18 protein-coding genes are annotated in these 22,685 nt (G+C 44.8%); 14 read left to right on the forward strand and 4 right to left on the reverse strand.

Translation table 11 applies throughout. From position 1 onward, the window contains the following. Positions 1-20: 20 nt before the first annotated feature. The 8 genes from ald (at position 21) to JWH17_RS03855 (ending at position 9,445) form a co-directional block, all read left to right on the forward strand. On the forward strand, positions 21-1,133 hold the full coding sequence (ald, locus tag JWH17_RS03820) for an alanine dehydrogenase (protein WP_205221233.1): 1,113 nt from the start codon (positions 21-23) through the stop codon (positions 1,131-1,133). Positions 1,134-1,258: 125 nt separating this feature from the next. Continuing rightward, a complete protein-coding gene (locus tag JWH17_RS03825) occupies positions 1,259-1,933 on the forward strand; it encodes a GntR family transcriptional regulator (protein ID WP_205221234.1) in 675 nt (224 codons plus the stop codon). Between the two features lie 1,391 nt (positions 1,934-3,324). Continuing rightward, a complete protein-coding gene (locus tag JWH17_RS03830; RefSeq protein WP_205221235.1) occupies positions 3,325-4,632 on the forward strand; it encodes a TRAP transporter large permease in 1,308 nt (435 codons plus the stop codon). Between the two features lie 49 nt (positions 4,633-4,681). Then, positions 4,682-5,200 carry a TRAP transporter small permease subunit gene (locus JWH17_RS03835; protein WP_205221236.1) on the forward strand — a complete coding sequence of 173 codons (519 nt, stop codon included), beginning with the start codon at positions 4,682-4,684 and terminating at the stop codon, positions 5,198-5,200. A 122-nt stretch (positions 5,201-5,322) separates the two neighbouring features. Continuing rightward, positions 5,323-6,381 (forward strand): TRAP transporter substrate-binding protein, encoded by a 1,059-nt coding sequence (locus tag JWH17_RS03840; protein WP_205221237.1) that lies wholly within the window; start codon positions 5,323-5,325, stop codon positions 6,379-6,381. A 375-nt stretch (positions 6,382-6,756) separates the two neighbouring features. Further along, positions 6,757-8,295: an aldehyde dehydrogenase family protein gene (locus JWH17_RS03845; RefSeq protein WP_205221238.1), complete on the forward strand. Its 1,539-nt coding sequence runs from the start codon at positions 6,757-6,759 to the stop codon at positions 8,293-8,295. 100 nt (positions 8,296-8,395) lie between these two features. Continuing rightward, a complete protein-coding gene (locus tag JWH17_RS03850) occupies positions 8,396-8,671 on the forward strand; it encodes a DUF6506 family protein (protein WP_205221239.1) in 276 nt (91 codons plus the stop codon). A 105-nt stretch (positions 8,672-8,776) separates the two neighbouring features. Next, the gene (locus JWH17_RS03855; RefSeq protein ID WP_205221240.1) at positions 8,777-9,445 is read left to right on the forward strand and encodes a GntR family transcriptional regulator; all 669 of its coding nucleotides are present in this window, start codon (positions 8,777-8,779) and stop codon (positions 9,443-9,445) included. A gap of 155 nt (positions 9,446-9,600) precedes the next feature. Here the strand turns inward: JWH17_RS03855 and JWH17_RS03860 are convergent, their stop codons facing one another. Continuing rightward, positions 9,601-10,092, reverse strand: a complete 492-nt coding sequence (locus JWH17_RS03860; RefSeq protein WP_205221241.1) for a universal stress protein — start codon at positions 10,090-10,092, stop codon at positions 9,601-9,603. A gap of 348 nt (positions 10,093-10,440) precedes the next feature. On the opposite strand from JWH17_RS03860, the gene JWH17_RS03865 reads away from it, so the two are divergent. Continuing rightward, a complete protein-coding gene (locus tag JWH17_RS03865; protein ID WP_205221242.1) occupies positions 10,441-11,055 on the forward strand; it encodes a trimeric intracellular cation channel family protein in 615 nt (204 codons plus the stop codon). A 186-nt stretch (positions 11,056-11,241) separates the two neighbouring features. On the opposite strand, the gene panC is transcribed toward JWH17_RS03865, so the two are convergent. Then, entirely contained in the window at positions 11,242-12,087 is an 846-nt protein-coding gene (gene panC, locus JWH17_RS03870) for a pantoate--beta-alanine ligase (RefSeq protein ID WP_205221243.1), read from the reverse strand. Between the two features lie 571 nt (positions 12,088-12,658). Between panC and JWH17_RS03875 the strand changes: the two genes are divergently transcribed. The 4 genes from JWH17_RS03875 (at position 12,659) to JWH17_RS03890 (ending at position 16,835) form a co-directional block, all read left to right on the forward strand. Continuing rightward, positions 12,659-13,882: a hypothetical protein gene (locus JWH17_RS03875; RefSeq protein WP_232370870.1), complete on the forward strand. Its 1,224-nt coding sequence runs from the start codon at positions 12,659-12,661 to the stop codon at positions 13,880-13,882. 352 nt (positions 13,883-14,234) lie between these two features. Then, a complete protein-coding gene (locus tag JWH17_RS03880) occupies positions 14,235-15,590 on the forward strand; it encodes an ammonium transporter (RefSeq protein WP_319550354.1) in 1,356 nt (451 codons plus the stop codon). A 20-nt stretch (positions 15,591-15,610) separates the two neighbouring features. Continuing rightward, complete coding sequence (locus JWH17_RS03885) at positions 15,611-15,949, forward strand: P-II family nitrogen regulator (protein ID WP_205221246.1); 339 nt, start codon at positions 15,611-15,613, stop codon at positions 15,947-15,949. Between the two features lie 286 nt (positions 15,950-16,235). After that, positions 16,236-16,835, forward strand: coding sequence for a YkgJ family cysteine cluster protein (locus JWH17_RS03890; protein ID WP_205221247.1), 600 nt, complete (start codon positions 16,236-16,238; stop codon positions 16,833-16,835). An 84-nt stretch (positions 16,836-16,919) separates the two neighbouring features. Here JWH17_RS03890 and JWH17_RS24295 read toward each other — a convergent pair whose 3' ends face one another. Both JWH17_RS24295 and amt read right to left on the reverse strand, forming a co-directional pair. Next, positions 16,920-18,269, reverse strand: coding sequence for a putative bifunctional diguanylate cyclase/phosphodiesterase (locus JWH17_RS24295; protein WP_332468365.1), 1,350 nt, complete (start codon positions 18,267-18,269; stop codon positions 16,920-16,922). Continuing rightward, on the reverse strand, positions 18,197-20,674 hold the full coding sequence (gene amt / locus JWH17_RS03900; RefSeq protein WP_205221249.1) for an ammonium transporter: 2,478 nt from the start codon (positions 20,672-20,674) through the stop codon (positions 18,197-18,199). The genes JWH17_RS24295 and amt overlap by 73 nt, the downstream gene beginning before the upstream one ends. 1,586 nt (positions 20,675-22,260) lie before the next feature. Here amt and JWH17_RS24530 point away from each other — a divergent pair. Continuing rightward, a complete protein-coding gene (locus tag JWH17_RS24530; RefSeq protein ID WP_205221250.1) occupies positions 22,261-22,530 on the forward strand; it encodes a type II toxin-antitoxin system HicA family toxin in 270 nt (89 codons plus the stop codon). Positions 22,531-22,685 lie beyond the last annotated feature (155 nt).

The raw sequence follows: 22,685 nt of genomic DNA on the forward strand, positions 1-22,685 counted from the left end.
AATTGAGTGGAGATCAAACAATGATCGTCGGTATATTAAAAGAAATAAAAATTGCGGAAAAAAGGGTCAGCATGTTACCTGGTGGGGTCATTGAGATGGTTCGCAATGGTCATGAAGTGCTGGTTGAAAAAGATGCCGGACTTGGTGCAGGATACCCCGATGCTGAGTATGTAACAGCAGGTGCTACCATTGTTGAAACCCCTGCAGAAATCTATGCCAAGTCTGACATGGTTATGCATGTGAAGGAACCACAGCCTTCTGAATATGACATGATTCGTGAAGACCAGATCGTTTTCACCTACCTGCATCTTGCAGCAGATGAGCCACAGACAAATGCACTGGTCAAGTCTAAATCCATTGCCATAGCCTATGAAACCATTGAAAAAGACAACGGCTCTCTGCCTTTGCTGGTTCCGATGAGTGAAGTTGCGGGTCGCATGGCAACCCAGGAAGCTGCCAAATTCATCGAAATGCCACAGGGCGGGCGCGGTATCCTGCTCGGCGGAGTAACCGGTGTTGAGCCGGGAACCGTGGTTGTTATCGGCGGCGGTGTTGTCGGTATGAACGCTGCGAAAATGGCATGTGGTCTCGGTGCTAAAGTGTACATCCTCGACCGCAATCTGGAAAGACTTGCCTATCTTGACGATATAATGCCTGCCAACTGCTTCCCTGTCATGTCTGACGAAGTAACCCTGCGCAAGCTGCTCAAGGATGCGGATGTTGTTATTGGTGCTGTTTTGGTAGCTGGTGCGAAAGCTCCCAAACTACTCACCAGAGATATGCTCAAGGATATGAAAGACGGTTCTGTTATCGTTGATGTTGCTATCGACCAGGGCGGATGTTTTGAGACCTCAAAAGCAACCACCCACGATGAACCTACCTTTGTTGTTGACGGTGTTATCCACTACTGTGTTGCCAACATGCCTGGTGCGGTTGCCAGAACCTCCACCCGTGCATTGACCAATGCAACCCTCCCCTACGCAATCGAGATTGCTAACAAGGGTTGGAAAGCAGCAATGCAGGAAAACAATGAAATCAAATTAGGTGCGAACGTCATTAAAGGTGCAGTTACCTTTAAGGCAGTTGCTGAGGCCTTTGACCTGGAGTACACCCCGGTTGACAAATTTCTGTAAACCACCTCTGAAGTTGTGATATTTTATACTTTCCTGTCACTTGACATCATCTTACAGTGTTGTAGGATATGGATTTTTGCTGGCAGGGAAGTATAACTTTTGAATTGATTGGAAAGGAAAAAGCTATGGGTGCATTAAAATTTTCGTCTCTGAGTGAACAAGTCTACGCCTATTTACGTACAGAGATGATTAATGGAAACCTTACCCCTGGCTCAACCATTAATATCGGAGAAATCGCCTCTGAACTTGGTATCAGCAAAACCCCGCTTCGCGATGCGTTGATTCATCTTGAACTCGAGGGCTTTGTCACCATTATCCCAAGGCGTGGGGTATTGGTCAACGAACTCAAAATAAGCGACGTCAAAAATGCCTACGAGGCAGTCGGCCTCATTGAAGCTTTCATTGTTGAAAAAGGGATTGAGCACATTACCTCATCTCACATTCAGGAGTTGCAAAAACTCAATGAGATCATGATCAAAGATATCCAAAACAACGATTTTTCCAGGATCTTTGAAACAAACCTTGAATTTCATAGCGTCTATGTTGACAGTTCCGACAATGAGCTGCTGCAAAAATTCATTCTCCCTATCAAACACCGCTTATACGATTTTCCTCGCCACAATTTTATTCCTGAATGGGAGATGCGAAACTGTGAAGAACACAGACAGTTTATCGAGCAACTGAAAAAAGGAAACGGCAAGGAGGCAGGCTCAATCCTGAGGGATAAGCACTGGTCATATGAATATCAAAAAGACTTCATTTATGCCTTTTACAAAAAGAACGTGAAGATGCCAGACTAAGGCCGCTTCTTTTTATTAAAAGCCTCGATACACCTCGCGTTGCCTCACTATTGTTCTATCTTCCATATTCTTTGGATAGAATAAATTAAGGCGAGTATTGCCTTAATCCGCAAAATAGTATTCCGGTGCACTATCAATATACCTTTCTGGTACCCCCTGTTGTTCCAATGATCGACATAGCTGGTTTCTCTTCTGAAATTCCCTGCTATGCTCTTTCCCTTCACATAGTTCTTTCAAGGGTCTTCTAACCTGGATTTCTCATCAGTTCAGGCAGCGCCAGGTTCAAAGTTTTTGGTAATAAATAGGTAAGCGCAGACTCCGATAGTCGCCTATATTCATTGCCAAAATACTGAAGAAAATGGTGCTGGACGGACTGACCTTTGGTGAACATTGTGAAAAACTTTCAACTTCATCTTAGTTTGTATAACATATAAAAATTGTTTGTAATTTGACAGGTTGACACTATGTTCATGAGAAATTCGGGCTAAGCCACCTGCTGGCTAATGTCCTTCTGTCCTGATTCAATTGATGTTTTTTCGCAGATCAAGCACAGCCATATGACTGGTGTCGGAGTAGACGCTGACCTGCGAGCATTGTTTTTTGAAAAAAAGGACAACACAGGTGAAAAGACATTATCCAACAGTCTCCTAGACATTTTTTTCTCATACCCAGCTACTTGCTGATCACTCTACTTCCCTCACCATCGCTCAACGATCTCTCCTTTTTTCTACAGCTTACGGTCATTTCTAACAGTGTCTTGTCGAGCAAACAAGACCTGTCAGCAACTTTTCTTTTAATATCCGCAGGTTCTATCTTTACCGAAAAAAGAGCAACTTCTGATTTTCTCAAGACAGGCTGAAAGCCCTCTCGAACGCCAAGAAAATACTTGACATCTTGTGATACATTGTACTAGATATCTAATATATTAGACTTCTTCATGAGCATAATTGATACATAAACAAAGACTATATCAGAAACATAGATACCGTTTTTTTTATGTTCAAAAGTCAAGAAATACTTGAGTGAAAATACGCAGAAAAAGTCACTTTTTTTGTTAAAAAGAGAAAGTAAGACCTTACTGAGTTGCGCCTTTTATGTTGGTTACCCACAGCCCAGTCTCAACAAATATTATCAAACCACATTGCAACGAACTGATGTTCGATGCTTATCCTATTTGCCCCTTTCCTATTGGCTTTCAGCCCAAAACAAAAAATTGTTCCGTCAGCATCGTTGCTGAGGAAAACTCACGTGTCTTTTTGTTTAGCAGGCTTAAGGTTGTACCATTGAAAGACAGACATAAGTGCTGAGCACTAGAAATAGAAACTACTCACAGCGCCGTGAGTTAGAGCAGGAAACCAAATGGAGTTAACGAGGAGAAACAAGGAGAAACGATGAGTATTGAATTAATCACCCTATTATACTTTGGTTGCCTGTTTATCGGGCTCTTTTTAGGGCTACCAGTTGCCCTGGGATTGGGAGGCACAGCGGTTGCTTTCGCGTTCTTTTTTGAGCCGCGTGCTCTGTTAGCTATCCCCAGTGCTTTTTACTACACTCCATGGAACCATGTACTTGTGACGGTTCCATTATTTTTATTCATGGGGAGCCTTATTCGATTTTCCGGAATCGCAGAAGCCGCATATGATGCGGTGTATAAGCTAATCGGTCACATCCATGGCGGCCTTGCCATGGGAACGGTTATGGTGTGTACTATTTTTGCAGCCATCACCGGTATTACCCCGCCAGCGACGATCACCATGGGCCAAATCGCCTACCCGTCGATGATGAAGTACAAATACAAACGAAACATTGCCATCGGTTCCATCGGCGCTGGTGGAGCACTTGGGGCGCTCATCCCACCCAGTGTTCCTTTTATTTTCTACGGGCTGCTTGCAAAAGTATCCATCGGCGGCCTGTTTCTTGGGGGCGTCCTTCCTGGTTTGATGTTGGCGACCTTTTACATCATCTACATTGGTGTACGTTGTAAAATCCAACCTCATATGGGCCCTGCAATCCCAGAAGATGAAAAATTTACTGTCGGTGAAAAAATACAGGCTGTTGTCGCTATTTGGCCATTCGTGCTCTTGGTTATCATCGTCCTTGGTGCTATTTGGGGCGGAATCGCCACCCCTGCAGAAGCTGCCGCATTCGGAGCCACCGGTTCTTGTCTTATCAACGCTGTTTATGGCAAACTCACATGGAAAGTATTTAAAGATTCCCTGGAAACAACCCTCAAACTTTCCGGCATGGGTCTGTGGATTCTGATCGGTGCAAATGTTTATCTCAACGTCTTCAACTCCTTGGGGTGCCAGGAATTGGTAACTTCCATGGTCCTTGGTATGCCTGGTGGCGAAAACGGCATCCTGCTGATGATGATGTTTATTATCCTGCTGCTTGGCATGGTTATGGATGACTGGGCAATCATCATGCTCTGTACGCCTCTCTACATCCCCATTATTAATGAACTGGGTATCGACAAACTCTGGTTTGGTGTTCTCTTTATCGTTAACATCCAGATTGCCTACCTTACTCCTCCCTTTGGATTTGTTCTGTTCTGGATCAAGAGTATCCTGCCACCGGATGTCAGCATGGGCGATGTATATAAATCTGTTTGGCCGTTCATTTGCCTGCAGGTACTTGGTTTGGCATTGGTTTACATTTTCCCACAGATCGCGTTATGGCTTCCAAGCCTGATGAATTAAACGACGATCATAGAAATCTACAACAAAGATACTTTTAGGGAGAATACTAATGAAATTGTGGAAGATAATAGAAAAAGCTATTGATTTACTAGTCGAACTTATGGGCAGGATCGGCTGGATCCTGGTCCTCTACTGTATGGTTTTTGGTGTGACTGACGTTTTTCTTCGTTACGTCATGAACAAACCATCACTTTGGATCGGAACAACTATTCAGGCAGCCATGGTGCTGATGGCGTGTGTTGGTGGAGCCTATGCTCTCAACCATAATGCCTTTGTTAAGCTTGATCTGTTTTATGCAAATTTTTCCAAAAAGAAAAAAGCAGTCTGCGACATACTGACGGTTGGGTATACGTTCCTCTTTTTATACGTCCTCATATGGAAAGGGTATGCTGCGGCAATGCTCTCCATTAAATTCAAACAGGTCACCCCGACCGGAGTACCTATCCCCATCTATCCGATCAAAGCATTTATCCCAATTGCCGGTTGCATAGTATTGCTTGTTGTTATCAAAAAGCTAATCAATGATATCATCACCCTGACATCTTCTGATGAACAGGATAAAAAATAGCAGATTTAACTGATGTAACGTACCTCTTCAGTTAATTGGTAGGAGATGTTTGTTTGGTAGAATTATAGGTTTAATTCTCAATACACCCATTACAAACAAAAGAGACATTATAGGAGAACACAATGAAAAAAATCACAAATGGTTTAGTTGCTGGTTTGTTCGCCGTCAGTTTGGTTGCGCCTGGCCTTGCATTGGCTAAGGGCGCCGATTACGGCCCTCCAAAGAAAGTTACAAAATGGGTATTCCAACCCTGTTTTGACTCTTCTGATGCAGGTTGGGGAAGCGGACTTGTGCCTTGGGTAAAAGCAGTTGAAGAAGCTACCAAAGGTACTGTTAAAATCAAGCTGGAGCCTGCTGGGGCAATTACCTCCGGTTCTGAAGCATTTGCAGCGACTGCAGCCGGCATGGTTGATGGTTATGCTGGTTGGGCAACCGTTTATGGTGGAGATATGCCTGAAGGCTTCCTCGCCTTTGGTATGGCTATGGGCGCAAACAACTACCGTGATGCCTGGGCCGCCATGTGGGGCGATCCAAAGTATCGCATTGGTGACATCATCCAAAAAGCAGCTAATGATCGTAACCTCCAGTGGGTTGGTTGGACAAGCCAGGGACCAAATGCAGCATTTACCACTTACCCTGTAGCCAAGATGGAAGATTTCCAAGGTAAAAAAATGAGAGCCGGCGGACCACAGGCACTGTTCCACCAGGCAATGGGCGGTTCTCCTGTATCTTTAAACGCTGGTGATATCTATACCGCTATCAAACTCGGTACCATCGACGGCACCTATTGGGATACCGGTGGAATCGATGATATGGCTTTCCAGGAAGTAATCAAGTATGCAGTAATGCCTGGTTGGTGCCCTTCCCAGCATCAGGAAATTTACGTAAACCTTGATCAATGGAATGCTCTTAACCAATGGCAGCGTGATCGAATCAATGAAATATTCGAATCCACTTACTTTGAGACCAGCCGACTGCATGCACAGGGAGTAACCCATGCACTTCAAGTGCTTACCGAAGCAGGCGGCGAAGTTATCCATCTCCCGGAAGAGGAAGTAAAGCGTATTCGCCAGGTCTCTATTGAAAAAGTATGGCCTCAAGTTGCTGCCAAGTCAGAAGGCAACAAAAAGGGTGTTGAGCTTTGGACAGAATTTTTAAAGGACATTGGTGAATTGGAATAATTTTCACCATTGATATTGTTGCTTAGTTAGACTTTAAGGCGTGTCACTCCTCATATATTAGGTGAGTGGCACGCCTTTCTTTATCCATTTTCAGACATTTTCGAGCCCCACCAAACAGTCTTTCTACAACGCGCATCCTCTACAGTTACGCTTTTGCCCTGCTCTTTCAAAAAAAGTGAAGCAGGCTGAATTGGTAGAGAAAGAAGTTGACTCTCTATCACAACTAATATATTAGTATACTAGAATTCAAGATAACTTATCTTTGCTGATCCAGAACAAACCACAGGATGCTCCACCAAGAACCTGAAAAATACAATCAACTGCACACAGCCATTGGTGCAAATTCAACCAAATCGTTAACAGGAGTTAATGGTCATGACCAATCAAAGCGTTCCCAAAATCAAAAATTATATTAACGGTGAATGGATAGAAGAAACCGGCGTTGAGCATATTCCGCTCTACAATCCTTCCACCGGCGAATTAATTGGTGAAGTCCCGCAGAGCTCTGAAAAAACATCTCTTGCTGCTGTTGATGCAGCCTTTGATGCCTATGGAAGTTGGCGGAAACTTCCCATCAGCAAACGCATGGGTTTTTTGTATGCAATTCGTCAGGCAATGATTGATCATGAGGAAGACCTTGCCGTATCTATTGCCGTTGATCAGGCCAAGCACATTTCTGAAGCAAGAGGTGAGGTTAGGCGTGTTGTAGAAATATTTGAGGCAGCCTGTACAATTCCTTCCCTTATTCAAGGTGAGACCCTGGATGGCATTGCCAATAATATTAATGGTCGGGTTGTCAAGCAGCCGCTTGGCGTGTTCGGAGGGGTAGCTCCTTTTAACTTTCCAGCCCTCGTCTTTGGCTGGTTTATCCCCTATGCCATTGGGGTCGGCAATACCTTTATCTACAAGCCATCCACCCAATCCCCCATGTTTATGCAACAAATGGGGGAAATTTTTAATGAAGTAGGATTGCCCAAAGGTGTGGTCAATATTGTGCACGGCAATCGATCTGTACCCGGCACCTGGTATGAACATCCAAAAATGAGTGGGGTCTGTCTGGTAGGTTCCACTCCTACTGCGAAAGCCATGGCAGAAGCATGCGGCCGAGGTGGAAAAAGAAGTATGCTGCTTGGTGGGGCCAAGAACTACCTGGTTGCCATGGAAGATGTGAACTGGGATGTATTTATTGATAACTTTATTCACTCCTGTTACGGCTCTGCCGGTCAGCGTTGTCTTGCCGGCTCTATTATTGCCGCAGTACCGGAAGTGTATGACGAGCTGATCGAAAGAGTGCTTGAAGCCTCTAAAAAAGTTACCTTTGGCGATGCTATGAACCCTGATGTCTACATGGGACCGGTTATATCTGCCAAGGCTAAGGCCAATATTGAAAAATATATCGAAATCGGCATTGAGCAGGGTTCCAAACTGGTGCTCGATGGTCGTAATCCCGAGCTACCGGAAGCAAATAAAAACGGCTATTTTGTAGGACCTACCATCTTCACCGATGTAACCCCATGCAGACGAATTGCGCAGGAAGAAATTTTTGGTCCAGTTGTGTCTATTATGAAAATCAAAGATCTCGATGATGTCCTGCAGCTTATCCGGCAACAAAACTTTGGTAACGGTGCCTGTATTTTTACCCAAAACCAGTACTACGCCGAAAAATTTATTGCTGAGGCGGATGTCGGAATGGTTGGGGTTAACGTCGGTGTGTGTGCACCGCATCCTTACCTGCCATTTGGCGGTATCAAAGACTCCCACCTTGGCACCAATAAAGTCCAAGGTAAGGATGGACTGGATTTCTTTACCCAGAATAAGGTCGCTACTATCCGGGTTACTCCCCCTGAAGGAGTAAACGAAGATGGAGAAAAAATAGCTGGTGATACTTCCGTACGCAGCTGCGTAGCACAGTAAAGTTGCCATCCTCCCCTGCCGGGAATGCACAACCGGCAGGGGAAACTGACTACATAACGATTACAGATGACAATCTTTTTTAGTTGAAAAGGAATAATAAATGAGTCAATTTCAATACGGTTATATCATCAAAGCTCCAGGCTATTCCGCCGATGGTGACTTGAAAGTTCTTGAATCAGAGGCCTTTAAATCAAGCATCATTGGTGTGGCCACTGTTGAAGAAGCCTGTAAAGCGGCACAACAAATGGTAGAGAAGCAGGTTACCCTGATCGAACTCTGCAGTGGCTTCAAGGCTGATGACGCCAAAACCATCTTCGACGCCATTGAAGGCGCGGCCAAGGTAGGATACATTGGTGAATTTTTCAGCAAAGAATAGTATCAGATTGTATACATACTTTTTTTTACGCGGTCTCAACAAAAAAAACGTCTTCACCCTCCTTTCACCAACGACCCGCCATTCTGCTATATAGAGGAAAAGCTGATGCTCAACAATACTCGCCCCGGCAATAACCTGCTCAGGGTTCAGGTATATGATTATCTGGAAAAACAGATGCGGGTCGGCGCGTTAGAACCAGGTGCGTCCATCAGCGTCAATACCCTGATAAAAGAGTTGGGGGTCAGTCGAACCCCTTTACGTGAAGCGCTCCTTCTTCTCCAAGAGCAAGGTTTTGTATCTATCCAGCCGCAGCGTGGGGTTCGGATAAACGAGCTCACCCTTGAGGATGTCCGGGACATATATGAGATTTTGGGTGGAATTGAATCCAGAGTGATTCTTTCCGTGTTTGACAAACTCGGCAGCAAGGAAATCAACCAACTAAAAAAGCTCAATAAAAAAATAAAATTAAGCCTTGTTGCAAATGACATTATTGCTCACAACCAAGCCAATGTCGACTTTCACGAGGTCTTCTTAAACCTGTCGACCAATCAGCGGCTCCTTCGATATGTAAAAAATCTCAAGATGTTACTCTACGACTTTCCACGAAGAGATTATGGAAAACAGTGGAACGAAAAAAACCTGCTTGAGCATGGAGAGTTTATCCAACTTATCGAAAATGGCAAAGCGGTTGAAGCTGCAGACTATATGCGCGACGTGCACTGGGAGTTTGACCCACCTGATTCGTTTATAGTTATTTCAGGAACAAAACAATAACCAGCATCAATCCATATTTGTTTTATGTCGACGACGGAGCAGTTTGCTCTTACAAAAAAGGCCGTTTCATTAAGAAACGGCCTTTTTGTTGCCTGGCTTCCCATCAAGCGAACCTGGGGACATTAAACCCGCCCTCCCCTGGGCAAGACAGCGCCCTACTCGTCTGTGAGCGGTACAATAACCACTGGAATTTTCGATCGACGTAAAACTCTTTTGGCAACCGACCCTAAAAACGTATGGGTAAATCCTTTTTCATGGGCCCCCATGACAATGATATCAGCTCCGATTTCTTTTGATACGCTTAGAATTTTTTCCTCGGGAAACCCTCTTTCCACTCTAATGGTCAGCCGATCAGGATCAATGTATTCTCCACTGCTCAGGGTCGTTGACTGACACAGCGTTTCTACCCTTTGAAACATCTCCTCTTTAGCTTCCTTTTGCTTTTTGCGCATCATCTCTTCCGCATCTCCATCGGAAAAATGCAAGGCTATAGCAAATTTGGCATCAGGAGACAATTCCTCCAATACATGCATGCTCGTTACATGTGCATCAAATTGGTTTGCAAGAAAAATTGCATACTGAAACACTCTTGGTGCCGCTGGAGAAAGATCGGTGGTGTACAGAATTTTTTTCATTTGATACGGCATAAAATCCTCCTTGTGATTGTTACGCTCGACGTGATACCTAATGTGTAGTACATCACACAAAAACATACTCTTTTATTTTTACAGTACGCAACCAAAATTCAACTATCAATCAGTAAAAAAAAAATAGCGCTGATCAAGAACATACAACGGCACGCCTTACCGGAAAGACGATGGCAAAACCGTTGACATATGTGCAGAGCAGATTCTTTAAGTATTGGCCGGCTCATTACTGATAGAGGCATAGTTAAACTGCTTATAAGCATTACAAAACAAGGACTTATAAGTCAAACATTCTTTACCGATATATTTTTAAAGCCGGATAATCAGCAACAGCCAAGAGAGATACAAATGATATACTATTTAGGACTTGTCGGCATAGCTGCCTTTTCCATAACCGGAGTTATAGCAGCAGGAAAGAAAGGAATGGATATTTTTAGTATTGTTTTGCTTGGTGTCGTAACAGCGTTGGGTGGAGGCACCATACGAGATATAATTATTGATGTTAACCCTGTTTTCTGGATAGCTGATTTACAGTATCTTTGGGTAGCGGCGTTGGCTTCGATAATGACTTTTTTTCTGGTGCGGCACATCCACAATGTCTACCGTTTGCTGCTCTTTGTCGATGCATTCGGCCTGTCACTCTTTACCATCCTGGCCACGGAAAAAACACTGCTGCTTGGCTTCTCCAAACCCATCGCGATTTTAATGGGCATTGTTACGGGTGCCGGTGGCGGCATTCTCCGCGATATCTTAACCGGCAGGATGCCACTTATCCTGGGTAAAGAATTTTACGCAACACCTGCATTGCTGGGCGCACTTGTCTTTATACTATTCGATGCTTTTTTCCCGCTTCACGATTTCAACAGAGTCTATGCGATAACCGTTATTTTCCTTCTACGGGCGTCGGCCATCCAATGGGACCTGTATTACCCGCAATGGCTCACTTACAGCCAAAAAAAGTAAATCAACCAGGCAATCAGCCTGGGCGCGGCTCACAATTTTTTCCGGAATCAAGGTGTTTTCAGCTGACCAGGCCCAGCCATATAATCAACATCAGAGTAGGCTTGCTTACATGCGAGCATTATTTTTTTCAAAATAACGCCGATCTGGAAAAAATTCCCGGTCCGACTACTGCTCCGGAGGCATCGGCTACGCTAAGGAGCAATTATCTATCAATCGGGTTCTGCCATACTGCAAAGCGCAGGCAACATGCGCTTCACCGTCTATCTTTTCAAGGTACTCTAAAGTGTGCGGATGAAAAATTTCAAGATAATCTTCTTTGGCATCCGGAACATTCTCCTGCCAATAGTCACGTACTGCCTGTTTGACAGCCGCCACTTCTTTTTCCCCTTCCTTCACCCTCCGGCACCCGACCTGTAATCCCTTATTTATATGCGGAGCCTTGGAACGTTCTTTCGGAGACAGGTATACATTACGACTGCTCAAGGCTAGCCCGTCAGCTTCACGGACAATGGGGCATCCATGAATTTCGGTGGGGATATTCAAATCATTGACCATACGACGAATTATAGCCAACTGCTGCCAATCTTTTTCGCCGAACACGGCCATACTTGGAAGAGTCAGCATAAAAAGCTTGGTTACCACCGTACATATCCCTCGAAAGAAAACAGGCCGACTGATACCGCAAAGCCGCTTTGCCATATGGGGTACTTCAACCCATGTCATATGGTCCTCTACATACATCGCGCCTGCTTCCGGGGCAAATAAAATATCCGTACCCTGGGCCTTTGCAATGGCAGCATCCCTTTCCAAATCGCGAGGATAGGTGTCCAGGTCTTCATTTTCACCAAATTGGGCAGGATTGACAAAAAGAGTAGTAATAAGCTTATCGCTATTAGCCCTGGCATACTGCATAAGACTCATATGCCCTTCATGGAAATAACCCATGGTTGGAACAAGGCCGGTTTTCACACCGGAAAATCGCCATTGGTAGCAAAGGTTTCGTAATTCATCTAAACTTGTAATTATCTGCATATTAACCTTGGTCTGTGAGGAGAAATCATTGACCACTTCTCACTCTTCTAATTAATCTGTTTGAAGTACAAGCAATCATAGGCGCCCTGCGCAAAAAACTCCCGGCAGAAAAAATGAAGCATTGTTGCCTGAACAAGCCATTCCTGACACCGCAATTTAGCAGCGGATCTCGAATCGAAAAAATACTACTCTATCAAAATCAAGAATGTAAGTAATTTATGTCGTTTATCCGGCTCCCCAGCCAACTAACAAGCAAGTTCTCTCCACTTTTCTCCTCTTCTATTTGAAAAATATGAAACCGGCTGCTAAAGCGGAGAATGTCAAATCTCCATCGCCCCTTTATCAAACACCGGTAAACAGCACCCAACCTACCTAAAAATTCTTTTTTCCCAATATGGTACAATTTTGGCTAGGAAAGGATCAGTACCTGTGACTGTCAGGCGTTTCTTTTATTCATCCTTTACCTACATATCATTTTCTCATGAGTATACTGGACCACGAATCTGTATTTTCGGCCATGCTTCAAAACGGCCCTTTTGCAACTGTAAAATCATCCCCCCTTGCAGAACACATGTTTTCGAAAGCTTCAAAATCCTGGGTCGCTGCTCTCAATAATGACCAGCTCATGAAAACCAAGTACAGACTTGTCCGCAATCAAATATTTGATCTACTCGGTATCAACTCGTTGGATGAAACATTGCACCTTATTCATATACCAACTCGCCGCCAGGAAGCTATCAGCAGGTCTCACTCGCTCCTAGCAAACATGTTCGGCATTAGTGGCTCACCTCATGATGTAACTAGACATTTAAACGATTATGCCCGAACAGCAGACGATGTCATCCAGACCCTCCGTTCCAAGGTTCTCGCGCCTTACTCTTCTCATCTTGAAACAACCAATGAAATAACATCCACTAATGAACCGGTAACGCTGTTGCTCTGCCTCTTTGATGATCGTTTCCATGAAAAAGCACGTTTTGAAGCAAAACGAAAACTTGCCTTGATGGGGTTAGCAGGCTCCATTGATCATAGGGAGCGTGAGACGTGTATCGCTGATAAATTCTCAGAATTTATCAATTTCCTCAACATGTTTGTCTGGAGTTCCAATCTCAAGATTGGAGAAATGGAACCAGCCTACCTTTACAGCAAACATAATCCAGATGATTTTCAGTGCGCAGAGGTTGAAACCCTCACTCCTGAGGCAGCTCAGCGTCTTAGCCCACAAAAAGGAACCAAATTGACTCTGATCAAACGTAGGAGATTTAACGACCGGGGAACAGAGATTCCAATTTATGTAACCATTAGAAAGAAAGCCCCGGCCGCGAAAGTTATCAAACTTCTGCGAAAAAACGAAAAAAATCCAGCCACTGCCGTTGATGACGAACTTGGCCTTATGGCAGTTCTCAACTCTGTAAATGATGTCAATCGCTTTGTTCGTCACCTTACCCGGTGCGCAGCAAAAGCCGGCTCCTTTATGACCCTGGAAGATATCTCAGACACTCTCACAGGTGGCCGGTACAATGGCAATGCAACAGGCAGCTCCACCAAAACAGCAATGCTCAAATTTTTTGCCCGTATAGGAGGCATGAGAGTAGAATTTATCATTCATACCAATCGGTCATACCTTAACTATATGTACCAGCGAGATGTCGCTCACGACGAATATGAAGTTAAAAGACTCTTTGACACCGGAGTGGCTGAATTTCTCTTTCCCCGAGACTTTTATCATCTCAATCTCACATCCATCCGTGACCGTCAGCTCGCTCGTTTTAGAAAACTCATTGAAGAAAGCTGAAAAATTACATTATCGTAAAGTCCCCGATCTACTCTTTACACATCCGAAACATTGCCTGAAAAACACCACACACTCCCGGCGCCCGGCGAAAATCATCTTTTCTCGGATTACGCACTCTCTTTAAAAATACATTTTTGTAAATCAACAAAAACATGCTATACAAAATTGAAAACAAAAAATGCTTACACACTTTCACTCAAGGCAAGAAGCACCACTAACATACCGTATAAACTTACATTCCCTTAACAATATCATTTCTGGCACTGCCTTTGCTTTAACCTTTGCGATACTAGCTCTTCTTTTTTATGCAACTTACTCTATGCATCTCAAACAATTACCAGGAGGAAACAAAGTGAAATCCTACAACCCGTCGAATCAGAAAAAAATACTAGGGGGGGCAGCCTTCCTTGCTATCATGGCAGTAGCCATTCCAGCATTTGCAGAAGAAGCACCTACAGCAGATAGCGTTGCGGGAACCCTTATCCAGTTAGCCTACTCCATTGACACATTTTACTTTCTCATGTCCGGCGCTCTGGTCATGTGGATGGCGGCAGGCTTTGCCATGCTTGAGGCCGGCCTGGTAAGAGGCAAAAACACAGTGGAAATTCTCACCAAGAACGTAGCCCTCTACTCCATAGCCTGCATCATGTATTTGATCTGCGGATACAACATCATGTACGGCGATGCCCTGAGCAGCGTTATCCCAGGGTTTAGCTTATTCGGCTTGGCTGACAATACGGTTGGAGACGTCTTGGCATCGGGCGGCGATACGTATTATTCAAACCTGAGTGACTTCTTCTTTCAGGTTGTATTTGTTGCCACAGCAATGAGTATTGTGTCCGGAGCCGTTGCCGAACGGATGAAACTGTGGGCGTTTCTTGCCTTTGCCGTAGTCATGACCGGCTTTATCTATCCCGTCGAAGGGTACTGGAAATGGGGCGGTGGTTTTCTCGATGGTCTTGGCTTCCTTGACTTTGCCGGTTCCGGTGTTGTTCACCTCACAGGCGCTTCTGCTGCTCTCGCCGGTGTTTTGCTCCTTGGTGCACGTAAAGGGAAATACACAGATGGTCGTGTAAACGCCATTCCCGGCAGCAACCTGCCACTGGCAACACTGGGCTGCTTTATCCTTTGGTTAGGCTGGTTCGGGTTCAACGGCGGCTCAGAATTAAAAATCTCCAACATTGAAGAAGCAAATGCTGTAGCCATGATCTTTGTCAACACCAACGCAGCAGCAGCAGCCGGCCTGGTTGCAGCACTCCTGCTCTCCCAGGCATGGTTCGGCAAGGCTGACTTGACCATGGCATTAAACGGTGCCCTCGCCGGCCTCGTTGCCATAACAGCAGAACCCCTTACCCCATCACCACTTGTATCAACTATAGTAGGAGCGATTGCCGGAATCATCGTTGTATTTTCCATCGTCTTCATCGATAAGCTCAAAATCGACGACCCGGTTGGTGCCATCTCCGTCCATGGCGTAGTCGGCCTCTTTGGATTGATTGCAGTCGCCTTCACCAACCCCGAAGGTTCTTTGGTCGCTCAGCTGATCGGCGCCGGCGTTATCTTTGCCTGGGTCTTCACCACCTCATTCATCGTATGGCTCATCATCAAACTGACCATGGGCATCAGAGTCGGCGAAGAGGAAGAACTGGAAGGCGTAGACATTTCAGAATGCGGGCTTGAAGCGTACCCGGAATTTACTAGAAAATAACAGAAGCGGAGGACTCAACTGTGAAAAAGATAGAAGCCATCATCAAGCCATTCAAGCTTGATGAAGTAAAAGAAGCACTTACCGAAATAGGTATCGCCGGAATGACGGTTACCGATGTCAAAGGCTACGGCCGACAAAAGGGCCACAAAGAGGTTTACCGCGGGGCTGAATACAAAGTTGACTTCAACCCAAAAACAAAAGTCGAAATCGTCATTGACGACGACCTGGCAGAAAAAGCGGTCTCTGTTATCCGCGAAGCCGCCCTCACCGGCAAAATAGGCGACGGCAAGATTTTTGTCTTACCCGTGGAAGACATCCTGCGCGTCCGAACAGGAGAAAGCGGACCAGAAGCTATCTAATAACTCCCCCTTCTAGCTGATAGCTTTTCAAAGGGAGGACCGGCGCGCCCCGGTCCTCCCTTTTTTATTGCCGCAAAAGAGTGTCAAAGGAGTACAAACCGCGCTATAGTGGAAACAGCGCATATGGGACCAACACTACATCGAACATAACCTCAACCAGGCGGTCACAATTAACTCTCCAGCAAAGCTGTCCAGCACCCAACGAGAATCACTGCTTACAGGCGCACTCTGCCAGGCATTAATTGTAAAAAAAGAAATTTCCGCCGAAAGATTCCTTCTCCCCGAGATGAAATCGCCGCCTATCCAATGCCCCGATAATTGCCACATCTGCTGCAAATCCTCAGTAACATTGGACCTGACCGCAGTTGAATCATTGATGGTTTATCTCCTGAGCAGGGACATGATCACCCTCACCGAGCAATATACAGCCCTGCATGCCGCCACACAATATTGCCCGTTTCTGATCAAAGACAGGTGCATCATCCATGAATACAAACCCACAGCATGCCAGATGTTCATGCCCTTTGAATACCAGAGCGAACCAATGTGTTATTACCTAGCCAAAGACAAGGGCAACCTTTGCCAGGAAGATTGCAGCGACAGCTACATGAATTCCAACGCCTACGACATCCATGGCTTCATGATGATGACCCAATGCGCGGTTGACGCCTTGCTCCCGTGCAGCTTTTTTAAACATATCTACCAAGGCGTACTCTGGTGGAAAAACAATTACACCATTTTGCCACCAGCCACCAGAATGTGCCTGGAATCTATACTCTGCAATGGCCCTATAGGCTCAACACTCACTGCAGACTTCGAATTTGAAAAGGCCTTGACCACAGGACACGATACATACATCCATATGCTGGAGGAGCACAGAAAATAAAACAGGGGACAGACCACATTTAAAGGCCAAAAGCCTTTAAATGTGGTCTGTCCCCTGTTTTGCCCATCCCCTATTTTATTTTATTCAAGGGATATATTTATCCAACACACCTTCTACATTACCCACCGGTAACGGCTTTGAGAAAAGATACCCTTGAGCGCAATCACATTTAAGCTCTTTTAGTATATTGAACTGTTCCTCGGTCTCCACGCCTTCCGCTACCAATCCCAGATTCAATGTATGAGCCAGAGCGATAATTGTCCTCACTATTTCCTTTGATTCTTCCTGCGCTGCCAATTCCTTGACGAAAGAACGATCGATCTTAAGATCGTTAATAGGAAATTGCTGCAAAGAAGAAAGGGAGGAATAGCCGGTTCCGAAATCATCAATAGCCAGCTTGATCCCAATCTTCTGCAGGTCGCCCAAGAGATCAACTGTTTTGTTGCCGCCTTCCATTATAGCACTCTCTGTAATTTCCAATTTGAGTAGACTGGGATCAAGTCCTGTTTTTTCAAGAGTGCTACGTACGAATTGACCTAGATCCTTTTGCAAAAATTGTTTAGCGGAAAGATTGACGTTTATCTTAATACCAGCCACCTTTGGATGGATTGCCCGCCATCGCTGCATCTGCTTGCACGCTTCCCGAAGAACCCACTCTCCCAATCCGATGATAAGGCCGGTTTCCTCGGCGATAGGTATAAAAGTGTTGGGCGAAACTATTCCCAGCCGTGGGTGGTCCCACCTGACAAGGGCTTCAAACGCTACAAGCGATCTGGTCTGTATGTCTATAATCGGCTGATAAAAAAGAAGCAGTTCATTTGAGTGAATTCCCTCCCGAAGCTCATTTTCCAGTTGGAGTGCCTGCGAAGCGAGCTCATGGAGCTTGCGATTAAAAATTTGAAATCGCGCCTTACCGAGCTCTTTGGCTCGATACATTGCAATATCTGCGTCTCTTAAAATCGCTTCCGTGGTGAGATAATTGCCGGTATTTAATATAATGCCAATGCTCGCGCTCACATGCACATCGGTGTTAACAATAAGAAGAGGGCGCTGAGCTTCCTGTTGCAGTCGATTGGCGATTTCGATCACCTTAGACGATTTACCATAATCCTCCAGAAGAACTGCAAACTCATCACCGCCCAAACGGGCGACAGTATCTCCCGTTCTCACACATGACAGAAAACGTTTTGCAATGCGCTGCAAAAGGTCATCGCCGGCAAGGTGTCCTAAGCTGTCATTGACCCATTTAAAACGATCAAGATCAAGGAGCATCACCGCATAATTATAATCGCTTTTTCGTTTTCTCCTCTCCAGGGCTCTTTCTACACGCTCAAAAAATAAAATGCGGTTTGGAATCTTGGTTAACCCGTCATAGAAGGCTTGTTTAAAAAGTTGATTTTCGAACTCTTTACGCTCAGTAATATCTTCATATATATAAAAAAACCTTCGAGCTGGTCTTTTATTTTTACAGGAAAACTCAAAACCGATACAGGGATTAACGTTCCCGTACTCGTCCTTCTCATTGTTTCTTTTTTCACCAGTTCGCCACTGCGAATAGCCTTTTCCATGGTGAAAAATTCATCATCGTACTCGCCGGGAACTATAAATTCAGCTAGAGTTTGTCCTTTCAGTTCATCCTCTGAATACCCAAAAAGTTTCTCAAATCCCTGATTAAGACTAACTACCCGCTGCCTTGTATCAAGAGCGACAATCGCCTGAGCCGTTCCTTCAAAAAGCTGCTGAAAATAAGCCTTTTGCTTATTGAAACCATCCTGTGCCCGCCGCAACTCAGAAAGATCCATGACCGTAGCTACGGTATGATCGGAGCCAGCTATTCGAGAGATGTTGAGATAGACAGGTTTTACGTTCCCGTACCTGTCCAGGACTTTGCTGTCATAAGCTGAAGGGACCTGACTTGGGTTTGCCCTGCGTTTGACATGAAAATTATAGAGGCGATCCTTCTCATCGGCCGGAAGGAGCTCCATAAAACTCATTTTTTTTTGCTCCATTGCCTCACGACTATACCCGAACAGCTCCTCAGCCTCTCTGTTGACCATTACCAAGGTTGTATCAGAGTCTATCATCAACGTTGCGACTCCGATATTCTCAAATAACTCTCGATATCGTAGTTCAGATTGCTTAAGAGATCGTTCCCTTTCTTTGAGCTCTGTTATATCTCTAAATGTCCCTATACAAAAGCTATTATCTCCGTGACCTGCCTCGGTGATTACAGCCTGCATCGGGAAGAGGGTTCCACATCTCTTCTTGCCGACAGTTTCAATTGTTTTCCCTTGCCAAAGCGGAAACTTTATACTGTCAAAATCCGAGGGTTCAAAAAAATCGCTGAGGCGAAAAGGCTCCTGTAAGGCTCCACCGCTCAATCCGAACATCACCCTGCCGCTTGGATTGATATTAATTACCTCAAGGCTGCCATTAACAAAGGTAACAATGGCGTCCTTGGCCAGAGAGACCACCGCATCTGTATGGGACAGAGCTGCTTCAAGAGACTCCATCACCTGATTATGCCTCGCGGCAATCATGCCCACCTCTGTAAAAGGCTCTACAGGCATCCGTATCGAAATATCTTTGGTTTGCGCCTGCGCATCCATTGCCCGGCATAAATCCACAAGCTCAGTGGTAGCACCGTGTTCGGAAAAATTAAGGCCATTATGTTCATCCTCCTTGGAAACACGAAGGGGAAAAAACTTATTTATCCTGCCAATCAAAAAAAGAGGTATCACAAATGCCATGACAAAGGCTGTGCCGATACCCAAAAGCTGAACCAGCAACTGGCTCCAGAAACCAAGGCCGGTGCCGATTAATTCAGGATCACCAAACACTGCCACTGCAATCGTACCCCATATGCCGCAACCAAGATGCACAGGTACGGCTCCGACAGCATCATCAATCCCCAGCTTAATGAGAGCTATCTCAACAGCAAAACAGATAAGGCCGCCTATGCCTCCTATCAAGACAGCGCTCGGAGCTCCTACACAGTGACAACAGGCGGTAATGGCGACCAGCCCACCTAGAGACCCATTAATCAGGAAGGTAACCCTGGGGACTTTGGTTAGAATGTAGCCTATCAAAAGGTTGCTCAATGCACCGGCAGCTCCTGCAAGCACGGTGTAGACGATAATTTTCGGAACGCTCTCGTTCATTATAAGGGTAGACCCACCGTTAAAACCTATCCAGCCTATCCAGAGGAGACAGGTACCAAGAACGGAAAGAGGGAGATTACTTCCATTGAAACCAAAAAATGCATTCTCCTCACTGAACCTGTGGGCTCGGGGGCCGATGATGATAAGAGTCGCCAGGGCAACCCAGCCGCCAATACTATGAACAACCGTAGACCCTGCAAAGTCTACAAAGCCCAATTTTCCAAGCCAACCAGTGGGATTACCACTCTCCAAGCCGCTCCAGGCCCAATGGCCAAAAATTGGATAAACCAGTGTGGAGAGGAGGACGACGATCAAAAGATAGGATGAAAATTTCATGCGCTCAGCAACGGCACCGGAAAATATAGTGGTTGCTGTACCACAAAACATTGCCTGGAAGAAAAAGAAGGTGGCAGATGTCTCGTTGGTTTCAAAACTGACAAAAAACTGTGATGTGCCTAACACCCCGGCATGAGAGAGGCCGAACATCATACCATACCCCAAACACCAGAAAGTGAGGACTGAAACGATGAAATCGGTGAGATTTTTTACAGCTACATTAATGGAGTTTTTAGACCTTGTAAGGCCTGACTCCAAACACATGAAACCGGGCTGCATCAAGAAGACGAGGGTCGCCGCAATTACAACCCACAGAGAGTTCAGCATCGATAAATCATTCATTTCTATTCCGGTCACCTCGGTTCCATGCAAAGCCTACTCGGATTAGCTTCAAATACGAATACCATCAACCCAAGGTCAATAAACAGCAAGCGACATGCCTAAAACTTACAAAAACTAACAATACTGAAGGGTAACAACCACCGACAAAGACGTAACATGAATAAAAGGGCGCAACTCTCTATTATACTGGTTTATTATATTGAAAAGAGAACGAAATTATGACCTGAAGCAATATGATTAAAAATTGCAAATGGTGGCTTATTCCGGAAAAACCTCTCAAAAACGTAATAAAAGACTATTTTAAATTACGCTTTCGTACACCCCTACCCATTGCAGGAGAGAGCGTAGTGCCACCCACCTAACAAACTTGAGCCTCTACAAATGGCTGAAAACACCTTACGAGATAAAAAAGAAAAGGGGTCAGGGGGGCAGTGTGAAAGTAACCGCCGTGAATCTAATTTCACGCTACCCCAATCGCCCTTGCACCTGAACTAAAGCAATATGCATGTTTTGCATATTGCTATTCCAAACAAGGTCTCTTTCCTAGAAATACCATTCACAAAATTGAAACCAAATAAGCAAATGTTGACCACCCAAACCAAACGGATACAAGCCAAACAAAGGCCACATCAGTTATCCGGAAATACCGGACAACTGGCTATACGCACTTATAGGCCTACAAAGCAGGGCAGTAGTTGCAATATTTGCAACACCTCAATCTCAAACAACTATAAACCTATTAACTTCCCGGTATACCGAAACCGCCAGTACGCCATAAAGCGTTTATTTGAAACGCAATTCACAAACAGTAAAAAAGGTAGGCTCAGAACTAGCCACGCATCGTGAAAACAAAATCACCCCTTTGCCTTGCACTCTGTTCTTCTTTCTTTGCAGTCGTTGCAGGAAGTTACCTGCACATCAGCAACTACGCCTAACTTCTCAGGTTACCGGAAAAAAATTGCACTAAACGAACGAGAGAAAAATCGCTCAAGAGATTGAATTTATAGCACAAGTGGTGACCTCACCCACAACGTAAACACTTTTTTCTATCCAGAGACAATGCTTTGCACTTCAACGACTCCGGGGAGAACAAAACTGCTCTCGTCCCTGAAGACAAGAGGAGAGGTCTACATATAGCAGAAAGGGTTTGACTTTGACTGGGGGGATTTTGTCACATAGCCTGTGCAGAAGCCCTAACAGGAAGTATATCAAGTTGGGCCCAAGGCTCCTGTTGTTATAGTTCACCTTGCCAGTCTCAACTAGGACTCTGGTCGATTAGAAAGTTCTACCCGTCACTGCTCTACCAAAAGATTGTGGAAGATAGGGTGGCATTATCGATCACACGTCCAACCCCATACCGTGGAAGATGATAGAGCGTTATATTTCAGAATCATTTACGCATATTCTCAATGAAAAATTTTGTATATACGAGAGGCTTCACAAGTTTTTATTTTAAGCGGATGTATATCCATAAGCGGCGGGGTACATTATGTTGTATATCTGCAAATCAATCTCTCCGCGCAACTAAAATTTAGTTGCATGATGCCGATAAAGACACTATCATTTATAAAAAATACGGAGATTCTGTGTCCGCTATTACTAAATCCATAAATAGACTCAAAAGCAAACCTAAAGATCTTAAATGGTCTGAAGTCACTAGAGTAATGGGTAATTTTGGTTACAATGTTCTTGAGGGAAGTGGGTCGAGAATGAAGTTTTACCATCCTGAAAAAGACACTTTGGTTAGTTTACATAAACCGCATAATCCAAAAACTCTCCGCCCGTATCAAATTGAGGAGATCTTGAGGGTTTCTCGAATAATTACTACAGCAAAACAAGCGCAAATAGTGTTTTAACTGTCTGAAATATTGATATTATGTTATACTTTTCCATCATCTTCTAAGCCGTTTTTTACTTGATGGAGCCGATATGTTTCAGCCAGGATTCTTCGACCTTGATAATCGGATGCGTAAAATCGACAGCAACGGTGACCCTCTTACCAAAATTAATC

It is taken from the genome of Desulfogranum marinum (genome assembly GCF_016918565.1).
Classification (GTDB): Bacteria; Desulfobacterota; Desulfobulbia; order Desulfobulbales; family Desulfobulbaceae; genus Desulfogranum; species Desulfogranum marinum.